The organism is Streptomyces sp. NPDC048565 (genome assembly GCF_040650935.1).
Taxonomy (GTDB): domain Bacteria; phylum Actinomycetota; class Actinomycetes; order Streptomycetales; family Streptomycetaceae; genus Streptomyces.
This window is the reverse complement of record NZ_JBEZIH010000024.1, coordinates 52183-65185: the sequence shown is the minus strand read 5'-3', so window position 1 is coordinate 65185 and position 13003 is coordinate 52183. Positions and strand designations below refer to the sequence as shown.

16 protein-coding genes are annotated in these 13003 nt (G+C 68.0%); 11 read left to right on the top strand and 5 right to left on the bottom strand.

Annotated elements, in window-relative coordinates:
- The first annotated feature begins 11 nt into the window (after positions 1 to 11).
- Positions 12 to 302: a hypothetical protein gene (locus AB0C75_RS26535; protein ID WP_362894218.1), complete on the top strand. Its 291-nt coding sequence runs from the start codon at positions 12 to 14 to the stop codon at positions 300 to 302.
- A 31-nt stretch (positions 303 to 333) separates the two neighbouring features.
- Entirely contained in the window at positions 334 to 879 is a 546-nt protein-coding gene (locus AB0C75_RS26530; RefSeq protein WP_362894217.1) for a GNAT family protein, read from the top strand.
- 38 nt (positions 880 to 917) lie between these two features.
- Here the strand turns inward: AB0C75_RS26530 and AB0C75_RS26525 are convergent, their stop codons facing one another.
- The 3 genes from AB0C75_RS26525 to AB0C75_RS26515 form a co-directional block, all read right to left on the bottom strand.
- Entirely contained in the window at positions 918 to 1763 is an 846-nt protein-coding gene (locus AB0C75_RS26525; RefSeq protein ID WP_362894216.1) for an IS5 family transposase, read from the bottom strand.
- 74 nt (positions 1764 to 1837) lie between these two features.
- Positions 1838 to 2257, bottom strand: coding sequence for a RacP protein (locus AB0C75_RS26520; RefSeq protein WP_362894215.1), 420 nt, complete (start codon positions 2255 to 2257; stop codon positions 1838 to 1840).
- Positions 2258 to 2259: 2 nt separating this feature from the next.
- On the bottom strand, positions 2260 to 3255 hold the full coding sequence (locus AB0C75_RS26515) for a DUF6192 family protein (RefSeq protein ID WP_362894297.1): 996 nt from the start codon (positions 3253 to 3255) through the stop codon (positions 2260 to 2262).
- A gap of 621 nt (positions 3256 to 3876) precedes the next feature.
- On the opposite strand from AB0C75_RS26515, the gene AB0C75_RS26510 reads away from it, so the two are divergent.
- The 6 genes from AB0C75_RS26510 to AB0C75_RS26485 all read left to right on the top strand — a co-directional run bounded on the left by AB0C75_RS26510 (position 3877) and on the right by AB0C75_RS26485 (position 7384).
- Positions 3877 to 4170 carry a hypothetical protein gene (locus tag AB0C75_RS26510; RefSeq protein ID WP_362894214.1) on the top strand — a complete coding sequence of 98 codons (294 nt, stop codon included), beginning with the start codon at positions 3877 to 3879 and terminating at the stop codon, positions 4168 to 4170.
- 20 nt (positions 4171 to 4190) lie between these two features.
- On the top strand, positions 4191 to 5084 hold the full coding sequence (locus AB0C75_RS26505; protein ID WP_362894213.1) for a protein kinase: 894 nt from the start codon (positions 4191 to 4193) through the stop codon (positions 5082 to 5084).
- Positions 5085 to 5180: 96 nt separating this feature from the next.
- Positions 5181 to 5336 (top strand): hypothetical protein, encoded by a 156-nt coding sequence (locus tag AB0C75_RS26500; protein ID WP_362894212.1) that lies wholly within the window; start codon positions 5181 to 5183, stop codon positions 5334 to 5336.
- A gap of 31 nt (positions 5337 to 5367) precedes the next feature.
- Entirely contained in the window at positions 5368 to 6339 is a 972-nt protein-coding gene (locus AB0C75_RS26495; RefSeq protein WP_362894211.1) for an HEXXH motif-containing putative peptide modification protein, read from the top strand.
- Between the two features lie 108 nt (positions 6340 to 6447).
- On the top strand, positions 6448 to 6966 hold the full coding sequence (locus AB0C75_RS26490; RefSeq protein WP_362894210.1) for a hypothetical protein: 519 nt from the start codon (positions 6448 to 6450) through the stop codon (positions 6964 to 6966).
- Between the two features lie 64 nt (positions 6967 to 7030).
- A complete protein-coding gene (locus tag AB0C75_RS26485; protein ID WP_362894209.1) occupies positions 7031 to 7384 on the top strand; it encodes a GIY-YIG nuclease family protein in 354 nt (117 codons plus the stop codon).
- Positions 7385 to 7496: 112 nt separating this feature from the next.
- Here the strand turns inward: AB0C75_RS26485 and AB0C75_RS26480 are convergent, their stop codons facing one another.
- Both AB0C75_RS26480 and AB0C75_RS26475 read right to left on the bottom strand, forming a co-directional pair.
- Positions 7497 to 7826, bottom strand: coding sequence for a helix-turn-helix transcriptional regulator (locus AB0C75_RS26480; protein WP_362894208.1), 330 nt, complete (start codon positions 7824 to 7826; stop codon positions 7497 to 7499).
- Positions 7823 to 8284: a helix-turn-helix domain-containing protein gene (locus AB0C75_RS26475; RefSeq protein ID WP_362894207.1), complete on the bottom strand. Its 462-nt coding sequence runs from the start codon at positions 8282 to 8284 to the stop codon at positions 7823 to 7825. Before AB0C75_RS26475 ends, AB0C75_RS26480 begins: the two co-directional genes overlap by 4 nt.
- Before the next feature lie 1055 nt (positions 8285 to 9339).
- On the opposite strand from AB0C75_RS26475, the gene AB0C75_RS26470 reads away from it, so the two are divergent.
- Genes AB0C75_RS26470 through AB0C75_RS26460 form a run of 3 tightly spaced genes read left to right on the top strand, consistent with a single transcriptional unit; the run spans position 9340 to position 12997 of the window.
- The gene (locus AB0C75_RS26470) at positions 9340 to 9837 is read left to right on the top strand and encodes a hypothetical protein (protein ID WP_362894206.1); all 498 of its coding nucleotides are present in this window, start codon (positions 9340 to 9342) and stop codon (positions 9835 to 9837) included.
- Between the two features lie 22 nt (positions 9838 to 9859).
- Positions 9860 to 12043 carry an ATP/GTP-binding protein gene (locus AB0C75_RS26465; RefSeq protein ID WP_362894205.1) on the top strand — a complete coding sequence of 728 codons (2184 nt, stop codon included), beginning with the start codon at positions 9860 to 9862 and terminating at the stop codon, positions 12041 to 12043.
- A gap of 15 nt (positions 12044 to 12058) precedes the next feature.
- Positions 12059 to 12997 (top strand): replication-relaxation family protein, encoded by a 939-nt coding sequence (locus tag AB0C75_RS26460; RefSeq protein ID WP_362894204.1) that lies wholly within the window; start codon positions 12059 to 12061, stop codon positions 12995 to 12997.
- The last annotated feature ends 6 nt before the right edge of the window (positions 12998 to 13003 follow it).

The following is a 13003-nucleotide window of genomic DNA, read 5'->3' as shown; positions in this document are numbered from 1 at the left end:
GAGGGGACGGCATGCTGCTGGCTCTGGAAGGCATCGCCGGCGCGGGCAAGAGCACGCTGCGCGACCGGCTCCTGGCCGACGCCCACGCCGCGCACATCGCCCTGGGCCACATCGGCCAGTTCTCCTGGCTGTCCCTGCCCGCCACCCACACCCTCGTCGGCCTGCGGGCCGGCCGCCCCGCCGCCACCAGCGACCAGGCCCTCGCCGCCGCCCGCACCGACCTTCAACTCCACGCCCAGCACAACCTCGCCCCCGCCCTGAGTGCGTGTTTTCGAACCTGCGCTCTGGAAAAACTGGGGTGACAGGGGTCCGGCGATAGGCGAGACTCCGGCAGTGCGTGATCACATAGAGACCTCCTCCGGCCTGCTGCTGCGTCGATGGACCGGGTTGGATGTCCGCCCGGTGATGAGCGCGTTTGCAGATCCCTTGATGCGCGGACAGTCCGAGGAGGCCATCGACTCGGAAAGCGCTGCAGAACAGTGGATCTCGGGATGGGTGGAGCGATGGGATAGGGGCTCTGCCTTCGCCTTTGCCGTGGTTGATGGTGACGGCGTTGTAGTCGGGAACGCCGCTGTTGGTGCAGTCGACCGACGCCATGGCATTGGTTGGGTCTCGTACTGGACGACGGCCGCGGCGCGTGGGCGGGGTGTCGCCTCGCAGGCATGCCGAGTTCTGGCGCGGTGGGCGTTCGACGACGCTGGGCTGTTCCGCCTTGAGCTGGGACACCGCGTCAACAATCCTGCGTCCTGCCGGGTCGCTGCTGCCGCGGGTTTCGCGGTAGAAGGTCTTCAACGGCAAAAGCTTGAATACGACGGTGTGCGCTATGACGTCGAGCTGCACGCAAGGCTGGCAGGCGATGTAGAGCCATCACTCCGGTAGCGATTCAGTGTTGATCGGCCGAGTTCCGCCGTCGCAACTCACTGCTTGACCGTGGCCTTCTTGGACCAACTGGTCCGAGGGCCTTTGCGGGTGAGTCGCCTGGTCATGAGGGTGATGGCTGCCCAAGTGATCAAGGTTTCTGAGTGCTGGACGAGCCGTTCGTAGTCCCGCGCGTGCCGGCGGGCGTGCATCATCCAGGCCCATGTTCGTTCCACGACCCAGCGGCGGGGCAGCACGATGAACCCGGAGGCGTCCTTGGGACGGCTCACGGTCTTGATCGTAAGGCTCAGATAACTCTTTGCCCAGGTCACGAGCTTTCCGGCGTAGGCGGAGTCTGCCCAGACGATGGTGATCTCGGGGTGCATGAGGCGGAGCCGGAAGAGGAGTTCCTTGGCTGCGTCGCGGTCGGTGAGCGAAGCCGGGGTGACCATGACCAGCAGGGGCAGGCCACGGGTGTCGACCACCATGTGCCGTTTACGCCCGTTGATTCTCTTGCCCGCGTCGTAACCACGCGAGTCCCTGCCGACAGTCTCGGCGGCACGAACGCTCTGAGAGTCGATCACGGTCGCGACCGCCCGGGGCCCCTTGCCCATCTCGCGGCGGATCCGCCCGGAGAGGTGGTCGCGGATCTGCCCGATCACCCCGCAGGCGGCCCAGCGGGCCATGAAGCCCCAAACGGTCCGCCAAGGCGGAAAGTCCGCAGGTAGAGCCCTCCATTTGCAGCCGGTGTCCACCACATACCGGATCGCGTCGACGATCTCGCGACGAGGGTGCTTCTCCGGCCGTCCTCCGGCTCGCGTCTCGCAGGCCGGCTCGGGCAACAGCGGTTCGAGCAGGGCCCATTCGGCGTGAGTCGTGTCGGAGGGATAGCGGCGCTGGCGCATGGCGGTGGCCTTCCCTCCGTCCGTTGAGGGAGCGGTCCGCCCGGCCTCCGGCCAGGCGGACCGCTCGCGATGGGTCAGGACGCGATGACGAGATCGAGGGTGGATTCGATGGAGTTGAGCTGGGCGATGATGTGCTTGACCCATTTGTCGCCCGGGTGGGCAGCGGCGTGCGGAGCGACGGTGCCGGTGAGGAACCGGCGGAACTCGGTGAGTTTCCCGCTGAGCACGGCCCGCTCGTATGCCTGGAGGGCGGCTGGTTCTGCGCCGAGCTGGTAGCCGTCGGCCCTGGTCCAGATCAGCGGCGGCCAGCCGTTCTCCGCGATGATGTCGCGCAGGCAGGCCAGACCGGATCTGACCTGGCTGTCAGACAGTCCGGAAGCCCGTGTCAGCTGGTGGAACAGCAACCCGGCGGGCCGGGCCTCGAACAGCACGAACCGCAGGGTGTCCGCATGCCGCTTGGCGGCGTCGCCCCGGCGCCGTGAGGCGCGGGGCATGCCTACTCGCCCTTCAGCAGACGGGCCAGCTCGCCGTCCATGTCGACCTTGCCCGTGTCGACCGCGGTCTCGATCCAGTCCAGCGTCGCCCGTACCTTCGCGACGTTCTCGTGCACGATCGTGCGCTCGTCCTCGCCGAGCGTGCGATCACGCAGGCCCGGGACTGCCCGGCCAGCCGCGGCGACGAACGAGTGGCAGGCGGTGACCAGGTCCAGGAACTCCACCGTCCGGTCGATATGACGGACCGCCGGAGCGACCGGACTGGTGTCCTCGAACTGGTCTCGGGCTTGCCGGGAACGCTCGACCTGGGCATGGTTGACCTGGAGACGGGCGGTGTCGTCGCTCATCGCCTTGAACGCGACGTCAGGCCGCCTCAGCAGACTGGTCGCCGCACTCGCCGCGACCGTCTCGTCACGGGTGAACTCCTCCACCACCCGGACCTTGTTCTCCTGGGAGACTTTGGCCGCCACCTGCGGACGCTTGAGGAATTCGGTGGTCACCGACGCGGCGACCTCCTCATCCCGGGCCAGATGGTGGATCGCGGTGATCTTCTCCTGCGAGGTCTCCGGGCTGTCGACCGTCCACCCCACCCGCCGCTTGGCCTCATCCGGCGACCACCGCGTCTTGCCTGCCGGAGGGCTCTCGATCGCAGCGAACCGCTCTTCCTCGCCCTCGATCTTTCCCAGAATGCGGTGAACCGTGAACGAGACACCTGCCTGACGACGTTCCTTCGGCCAGCGCGACGCGATCCACCTGGCGTTCTTCACCGTGTTGAACGTCAAGCCGATGTCCTCGGCCAGCCGGATCAGGGACTCCCTCACCGTCCACTCCGCATCCGCGATGCCACCGCGGGGCCTGACCGGCTCGATCTCCAGAGCGCGATCACCGATCGTGAACTGGCCCTGGGTCTGCTGTTCGACGACTTGCCGCAGCTCGGCCACGATCTGCTCGTAGCGGGACTGGCTTACATTTCCGACGTTGTCGATCTCCTCGGGCATGGCGTTCTTCACCATCCATGCGGGCCAGGGCACGGAGCTGACGTCCGTGACGTGAACACGACCCGCTCAACTCCGAGAGTCAGACCATAAATGTGCTGATCACAATGAACGACCGCAAATGACCGTTTGCTGACCGAAATTGGGCTCAGGATGCGTTCGCGATGCGGTCACTGTGACCGTTCGCCGAACGTTTCCTTCCGGCGCCGCCAGGCCCTCACCTTGCACCGGCCCGAGCAGAACAGGGCGGTCGCCTTTCGGTCGACGCCGGCCACCCACCGGGCCCCGCACTCGGGACACTCGGCCTCGCCGACCCCGTCCTGCACGGCCGCCAGGCGCTTGCGCAACTGCCGGTCCGTACGCCACTGCCTGGCGCGACATGCTGAGGAACAGAACAAGGCGTCAGGCCGGGCACCCGGCCTCAGCCGTTCGCCACAAGCCCGACAGTTCCTCTCCTCGGCCCGCCCGGCGCCCTCGGACACCACGCCAGCGTAGGGCCCAAGGCTACTCAGAAGCGGGGATCAGAAACAGGCACTGAGCGCGGGCACGCTTGTCGCCGACCGGCTCACCCTGTCGACCGCCTGCCTGCTCGCCCTGCTGCACCACCGGCCCGTCGACCACTACGTGCGCTCCCTGGCCGAGGTACGCCCCGCCCAGGCGAACCTCACCGTCCTGGTGACCACTGGGCCCGACCTGTGCCAGGCCAGGCTGGCCCGCCGCCCGACAGCGCGCCGGTTCGTGGAAGACCCGGCGACCGCCGTCCGTCTCGCCGGCCTCTACGAACAGGCCGCCACGGCCTGGACGGATATCACCGGTCTGCCCGTACTGCGCCACCCGTGCGCCACCGAAACCGACCTCGATCTGCTCGCCGCGGCGTGCCTGGAACGGCTGCGCGAAGCCGCCCGGACAGCGGCGTGAACGTAAGGAGCGTCCCCGTCATGCACCTGCACCCGATGCACCCCGCCGCCTGGGCCCTAGACCAGCTCGGCGACGCCGGCTGGCACGTCCAGGACCTGCTCGCCTTCACCCGCGCCAGCACCCTGGCCCTCGCCCACCGCGACGGCGCCGCCCCGGTGGTCCTCAAGGCCGGGTTCGGCAGCAACCACGTCCTGGCCGAACTCGACGAGGAGGCCCGGTCGGCCGCCTATGGCTTCTACTGGTACGCGGAGATGACCGAGGCCGAACGCGCCCTCACGCGAGAGGACTTCCGGCACGAGATCGCTGTCGCGCGCACCGCTACCGGCGCCGCCCACATCGTGCCGTTGCTGGAAGAGGGCAGCACCGACCGGTTCGACTGGTACACGATGCCCCACTGCGTCGGCGGCAGCTTCCGCCCTCTCCTGACGGCCGGCGGCAGCCAGGCGGCCGGCCTGCGGGTGCTGGCCGACGTCGCCGACGGCCTGGTAGCCCTGCATGAGCGCGGTATCGCGCACCGCGACGTCTACCAGGAGAACGTCCTCATCCACGACGGCCGCGGCCTGATCACCGACCTTGGCGCCGCACGCCGCCTCGACACCCCCCGCGGGCCGACCGCCCGCGGCCCCGAGGTCCACTGGCCCCCCGAATACGCGACCTCCTACAGCACGGCCACCCCGGCCGCCGACGTCTTCAGCCTCGCGGTCCTCACCTACCGCTACCTCTGCGCGGACATCCCCCGGCACGGCCACTCCCACCTGCAGACCGCCCCGGCCGTACTGCGCCCCCTGCTGTCCGCGGCCCTCGCCCCCGAGCCAAAGGACCGGCCCGAGATGAGCGAGCTGCGCGACGGCCTGCAGCGCGCGGCCGCACCGACCACCGCGCCCCACCGCGCGGCCGCCGACACCACCCCGTGAGGAGGGAGAGGCCGGTGCCCAGTGCTCGATCACCCCCGCACCCCCAAGCCCCACACGTGCACGGCCCACCATCCGCGATCGGAAAGGACAAGCACCATGGACGAAACCCGGATCGACAAGTTCCTCGACGCCGTAGACGAGCTGCGCGGCGAGGACGAGACCGTCCGCGCCACCGCCCACACCTCCAGCGTCTCCGCCGAGGGCTGGACCACCACCGAGGCGGCCGAGCCCGCCACGGGCAACGACGCCTGAGCGTCGCCAACGCACCGGCGGTGAACCGCTGGTGAGCACCACCTGGGGCCGGGCCCGACGGGCCCGGCCCCAGGCCCAGCTCCGTCGGAAGGACCTCCCCGTGCTCGTGCCCGTCATCGACTTCACCCTCGCCCCAACCCAGGAACTGCACCGGGACCGGGCCAGCCGGATCCATACCGTCCTGGAGGCCGGCAGCGCGCCCGCGCGAAGTACAGCCACCGTCTACTGCCTGGCCCACCACGCCCTCGAGGGCGCCGAGACCGCCGCGCGCGCGGGAGACACCGCCGCCTTCGACTGGTACCGCGCCCACCCCGATGCGAACGCCTCGGTGCTGACCATTCCCACCGTCGTGGGGCCGCGTATCGTGGTCTCCCCGGACCCGGACGGCATGCTCCGCTCCCCGCTGTCGGAGACCCCGTACTACCTCCTGGGCCCCGCCACCGCCGTCGCCTCCAGCGACGAGCAGGAACTGGCCGCCATCGCGTACGCCGCGGGCGCCCGGGCCGGGTTCGCTAGCCTCTTGGCCGACCACGCCGTGGTCGCCTGCCTGTTGCGGCGCAAGAACCTCGGCGACACCCTCATCAGCTGGTCGATCACCAGACTTCCCGGCACCGTCTTCTGCGACCACGTCGGCGACCCAGCAGTTCTGGCTCGCGACCTCATCCACGAAGCCGGGCACAACTGGCTCAACGACGCTCTGAACGCCACCGCCTGCAAGATCAGCGAGAAGACGATGTTCTACTCCCCGTGGAGGAAGACCTCACGCCCGGCCTTCGGCTTCCTCCACGCCTGCTGGGCCTTCCCCCTCACCATGATCTATACCGCCCGCATTCTCCCGGACACCGACGGACCCACCCACGACTTCCTGACCGCCTACTTGGAACAGCAGCGCGGTCTGCTCGCCACCACGACCGAGGACCACACCCGCGCGCTTGCCCTCGTCACCGACCTCACTCTGCGACAGCGGCTGCGAAGCGTTCACGACGAGGCCCTCCACCTGTGAACCCCCCGCGTGGCCGCCCGATGCTGCGGTCCTCTCCGCCACTACCTTCAACGTCGCGAGGCGGAAAGCGGGGAAACCGTGCCGGGGATCTCCTGTAGACCTGACGGTATGAAGCTCAGCAACCTCAGCCCGCTGTTTGCCCGCCGTCGGGCTGGCGGCCTCAGCTACACCTACGGCCAGTTCCGTGCCGACCCGGCGCTGGCCCCACTGAACTGGCCGGACGACGTTATTGAGCAATTCCTCTTCGACCACGGTGCCCATTTTCTGGCCGACTACAGCGACCTCGATCTGTGCGGCATCACCTGGCAGTTGGAGTCGGTCCCGTCTGGGGATTTCCGCATCATGCCGACCGGCGAGTCCGACGCAGGTTGCATCGAGGAGAAGGCCGCCGACCCTGTGCTTTGGGTCGGGCAGCAGCCCTCGGACGTGGGCCGACACTGGGAAGAGCACGGGACGTGGCTGCGCGCGCCGCTCCTCGTCGACCGCCAGCTGTTGAATCCGCCGGACAGCGGCCTTCAGGTCCTGGAGGGCCGCACCCGCGTCGGCGTTCTACGCGGTCGCCTCCACGAGCAGCTGGTTGTCGCCGCCGACCACGTCGCCTGGGTGGGGCGACCGTCCGGGACCTAGTCCATACGCTGCGCGACACGCAATATGGTGTGCCGTCCTGCCAAGTTAGAAGAAGGGCCTGACCTTGAAGACCGCCGGCCCCAACCCCGACCTTCCTCGTATCGCGGTAGGTGTCGCCACCAACGTCTACGCCATCACCGCGATCGGCACCTGCATGGTCAAGATCGGAGCCAGCTCCAACCCGGCTGGCAGGGTCGCCGCCTTCCAGATCGGCTGCCCGCTGGAACTGCGATTGCTGGGAAACTGGTGGGGCGGGTCCCTCGTGGAGAACTACCTCCATCACGCCTTCGCAGCCAAGAGAGTCCGCGGCGAATGGTTCGACTTCAAAGAAGAAGACCCACTGCCCTTGATCGAAGCAACTGTGGAGAAGGCAGTCCACTACATCGCTCGCCAGCCACCGAGGGTGATCAGATGCTGAGCGCGGATCAAGGACGAAGAGTGCTGTTTCCCACGCGCAAGCTGGCCTGCAGCACTCTGCATCAAGCTGTTGCCCTGGGGCACAGTCCTCCATCAGACCGTGCCCCAGGCCGCTACGCGGACCGCCTCAGCGGTACCACGTTGCTCCGCCTCGGTCCCTCAGCTTCGGGACCAAGGCCGTAATACCGGACATTTCCGTGGCGGGAGGCTTCTCGAAGCCAGCCCGCTTCCAGAAGGCGGGGGATCGTCCTCGACAGCAGCGGACGGTTCATACCGATCGCCGCTGCGATCTTCTCCCCGGTCATGACCACGGCATCGTTGAAGTCCGGGTCCTTCTTGGTCATGAGGTAGAAGAGCACTATCCGCATCTGCGGATGAGGGAGGCTCAACATCTTGCCCAACACCTTGGGGTCAATACCGTCAGGAACGACTGGAACGCTCATGCCGTTCGACCTTTCCGTTCGGGTAGACCTGGGACAACAGGCAGTCGGTATCCTGCCGCGTCTTCACGCTGCTGGTCGCCGCCCCCGCGCGAGGCGTGGTGCGGACTGACCTTGTAGTAGATGACCCGCCCGTGCCGCTCGGCCTCGATCAACAGGCCGGCCTTGGTCAGGCGCTTGATCGCGGTCGCGACGGTTCGAGCGCTGATACCGACGTACTCGGCCATCTTCGCGCGGGGCCAACGGAGCACGTCGCCCCGTTTTTCTGGGCCGTGCACATGTAGTGCCAGGACGTCCCGGTCGGACGGTGTCAGGCCTGACTCCTTCGACAGGATTTGCAGGCCGATGCGGTTGCTTATGGCAGTGAAGCCTCCCGGAAAGTTGTAGGCGGGGCGACGGTCGTCGTCTAGGTCGACGTACTCCTTGACTTCTCCCGTCGCACTGTCGGCGAAGCGTCGCACGGTTGCGGGTTTTGCTGGCATTGCAGCAAGCCCTGACCTTTTCCCTGGGGAACAGTGACGTGTCGATCTTTGCATGTCACTGTTCCCCAGGGCAACAGTCCGCGCCGCCCCTCACGCCTCCATTTACTGTCACTGTAGGGAACAGTGAGGTGTCTGCTGTTGCACTATGAAGCGTCTCCAATTGCATGATGAGCGGGCCCCTGTTGCATCATGAGTCGTCTCATGTTGCATCAAATTTCGAACATTTCCGCAGGTCAGAGGCGCAAAGCTCGCGCGTTCCTCTAAGTACAAAAAAAGTTGGCGACAGTCCCCACCAAACGCTTTGGGTGTCCGGTGGCTACACACACGTCAGGCTCTGAGGTAGCTGACCAGTACCGTCAGGTGAAGCAGTAGGCAGTGAGTTACTGCCATCAGGACGGCACGTCAAACGGCCCCTCCACTGCTGCCGGAACCCACATCTCCGCACTCACGACCGCATCAAGTACTGGGCAAGTCCCACTGGGGTGCACTGTCCGCTCTTGAGTACCTCTTGCGCCAAGCGCGTTCTCAGCTCGGGCACCTCAAGCTGTTGCAACTGTTCAAGGAGGGCGCCCTGCGCCCGACTGGTGCGCGGCCTGGAGCGAAGCGGAAGGTTGCGCAGGACAGGCGCAGGGGCGCAAGGGGGGTCTGGGGGGCGCCGCCAAAGCGGCCCCCCAGAAAGGGCGGTCCAGCGCGCCCTAGGCGCTGGCGGCGTCTGGGGCCGTCCCCAGGCCTGTAGTCGCGCGCGCGTACCGGACGGAACTTGCACATAGAGGTCTCTGCAATACGACCGGCCCTACCAGCGACGTCACATCAGACTTTCACGTCGCACGACCACCAAGGTCCGCCACCGAGTGCGGGTGGCCGCTTCACCGTCCAGCCAGTGCGGGGAGACGTGACCAGCGGGGAGCTGGAGGTCCGCCATTTAGGTAAGGTAAAGAGCAGGCAAAGGCCCCGCGTGAGTGTCTGAACCGGACCACCGGCAGGACTTGGCCTGGGTGGAGGGAGGTTCCCTTCACCCAGACCAGGAGGCGGCCGTGCAAGACCATGCAGCGTTCCGTCTGCCAGAAGGGTCGGCCGTTTCGGCGGATGCCGCTCAGCTCTTCGCTGACATGGCGGCCCGGGCCGACGAAGCGACTCCCTACGTCCTCGCTTGCTCTCTGATCGCACTGGCCGCCTGGGCCGCCTGGGCACTGCGGCGTGACCACCGCGTACGCAGAGCCCTTGCGGACAGGGTCACCGTGGAAGTGGTGCCCACCACTACTTTCGACCCGAGCGAAGGTGAAGTGGGCCGCTGGGCGCGACACCTGGGACGAGTACACCACTCCGCCCAAGGAGTCCCCGCCCGCGGCTCGGCCGCGCGGCTGCGTTACAGCGCGGAGGCAGGCCGGATGCGCTGCTTCCTCGAGGGCCCGACCACCGCGGCCGCCGTGCTGGGCATGCCCGGCTTCGCCGAGGTGGAGGTCCGCGCCTACCGGGCCCGGCCCGACATCCAGCCGGTCCGGTTCGACGCCCCGCGTGAGCAGCAGGCATGAGCCTCACCCTATGAGGAGAAACATGAGCGTCACCGCGGTCCTGACCAAGCACGAGCCCTCCATCACTGAACCGGCGCCGTCACCGGGCCGATACGTGCAGCGGGTCGAACTTGCCCTGGCGATGAGCGATCAGAAGTCCCTATCGGCCCTCGGGCTCAATCCCGACCCGCTGCAGCAGCTCGCCGCCGCCATGGGGTCGGTACGCACCGAGGCGGGAGAGCGTGCCGACGTTGTCCTGGACCTGGTGCCGGTCCGCGAACGGCAACTCGCCCGGCGCCGGCGCCGTCTCCTCGCGCGCTCCAAGCGGCGAGGCCCCTCCGCCTACGGCGAGCGGCTCACCGGCGGGCTCGGCGGGGGAGGAGCGTTCACTTCCGTCTCCGCCGCCTGGTCCGGCGGGAAGACCGCCGGCGGCGGCCGCGGGGAACGGATTCCCCGCATGACCGACCTGCGCGAGGGAGTCGGCAAGTTCGATCCGGCCGCCGGTGCCGTCTTCGCCGTGCAGCTGCTCCTGCGTACGGAGGCGGCCCACCCCCAGCTGGCGCTGGCACGCATGAACCAGCTGCTGGCCGCGTTCTCGGTCACCACCGGTGAGAACTACCTCAAAGCCCGACGGCCGCGCACACCGTGGCGCAAGGCCCACTTCGACCGCCGCTTCTTCACCGGCGCGTTCGCCCCCCGCCGGCGCCAGTGGCTCACCGTTCCGGAACTGGCCGGCTTCCTCAAGCCGCCCACGGTGAAGTGCCGCGCCTCCAACGTGGTGCGGTCCGGCGGACTCGTCCCGCCCGCGCCGGCTGACCTGCCGGTCTACACCGGCCAGCGCGATCTGGTCCCGCTCGGCGCCGTCACCTACTCCGACGGCCGCGAGCGCATCGGCGCCGCCCGCGTCAAGGACCTGCTCTTCGGACTCCAGCTGGGGAAGTCCGGCCACGGAAAGACCGAGGCTGCCCTGGTGCAGTGCATCGCGCTGGCCCACTCCGGATATGGCACGTGGTTCCTGGACCCTCATGGTGAGGCGTGGATGCGAGCCAAGCCCTACCTCGCCCACCCCGACATCGCCTCCCGCGTGTGGGAGATCAACCTGGCACAGTCCGAACCCGACCAGATGGTGGTGTCCTGGAACCCACTGTCCATGGAAGGCCGCAAGGAAAGCGCGATTCAGAACATCGTGCGCTCCGTCACCGAAGGCATCGCCGCGGCGCAGGACTGGGGCGACAATGCCCCGCGCGCCCGCACCATCCTGGCCCGCGGAGCCCAGGCCCTGGCCCTGCTCAACTACCAGGCGGTCAGAGCCGGCCAGCCGGACTCCCAGTGCACCCTGTTCCAGCTCCGCACGTGGCTGACGGACGACGAGTGGCGGGAGCAGCTGCTCCCGCAGCTGCCACGACGGGTGCGCGATTACTGGGAGACGACGTTTCCCAGGCTTGCCAAGGACGCCGTGCCGACCGTCACCTACGCCATCGACCGGCTCGACACCTCCCCATCGCTGCAGGCGTTTTTCGGCAGCCCCCGCTCCGCCTACGACATCCGCACCGCGATGGACACCAACCGAATCGTCTTCGTCTGCCCGTCCGGATCGGAGTCCGACGCCCTCGTCTCCTGCCTGCTCATCCACGACCTACACCGCGCAGGCCTCTCCCGCCAGGACACCGCACGCGAGCAGCGCGCCACCTTCTGGGCCTGGGGTGACGAACTCACCGCCCTGGATTCCTCCAGCAAAGGCTTCCTGGCCGCCATCGCCGAGCAGCTGCGCAAGTACGAAGTCCGCTTCATCGGCATGACGCAGATGGCGCTGCGCCTCTCCGCCATCACGCGCCAGGCCCTGCTGCAGAACCAGTCGATGCTCTCCACCTGCGCGGCCGACTACGACGAGGCCGCCTTTGTCGCGCGCCGGTGGAACGGCAACGTCACCCCGGAGACCATCACCGAGCTCCCGAAGTACCACTACGTGATGTCGATCAACCTCCACGGCACCCCGACCAAACCCTTCCGCGTCCGAGGCCTGCCGGTCGAAGAGCTCTTCTCCCACTACGACAACCCGGCAGGCGTGCCCGAACTCGACGCGGCGATCGACGAGAACCTGCAGCGCCGCCCCGTCGCCGAGATCCTCGCCGCGCTCGAGGAACTGGACGCCCAGGTGCTCGCCCATCACACCGGGCGCCCCCTGGCCGTCTCCGGCGACACCGACCCCACCACTGTCATCGACTGACCAGAAGGGCCACTGATGCCGTACCCGCAGACCGCGCCCACCGGGCTGGGACCGATCGCCCAGCAGGCCGCACAAGTGCTCTACCAGCACCGCCTGGTCTCAACCCGGCAGCTGCATCACCTCATCACCCCCCACCACACGCGTACGGAGTACCTCCGGCGCCAGCTGCACAGCCTGCGGTCCGCGGGCCTCGCCGAGATGGTCGGCCGACGGCAGTCCGGACAGACCGAACTGCTCTGGTGGCTCACCGAGAAGGGAGCCACAGCCGTCGAATCAGCAGGCCTGCTCCCGCAGCGCCCCTACCGCATGAGCCCGGAAGCAGCCCTCGGCCCCCTCCAGGAGCACACCCTGGCAACCGTCGAAACCGGCCTGGCGTTCGTCGACTGGGCCCGCCGCCAGGACCACGAGTGCGGACCCCTGGACTGGTCACCGGAGACCGCCCACTACTACCGCGCCGAGGCCCGGCCGGGCGAGGAACTCTGCCTCATTCCCGACGCCGTCCTCAGCTACGTCCACACCGACAGCAAAGCGAAGCAGCGCGCGCTGCTCACATTCTTCATCGAGGTCGACCGCACCCAGATGACCATCGCGCGCGTGGCACAGAAGCTCCACGCCTACGCGGCCTACCACGCCTACACGCCACAGCCGGCTGCCGGCCGAGGAATCCGAGGACACAGGCCCAGCGTCCCGGCGTGGCGGTACCGCTATCCGGCCTTCCCGCGACTGCTGATGGTCTTCACGGGCGCATCCCCGGCACGGTTGGACAGGCGTATCGCGGACCTGCGCAGTCTTGCCGCCAATGACCCGACACTCACCAACACGGGTCTGCGGGCAGGGGCGACGACCCTGTCCCAGCTCCAGGAACAGGGACCCTTCGCGAAGATCTTCACGCCGGTCCTCGGATCGCCCCAGACAACCGACGCGTGGCTGCGGCCCGTCAGCGTCGCGGCCTGAACGGGA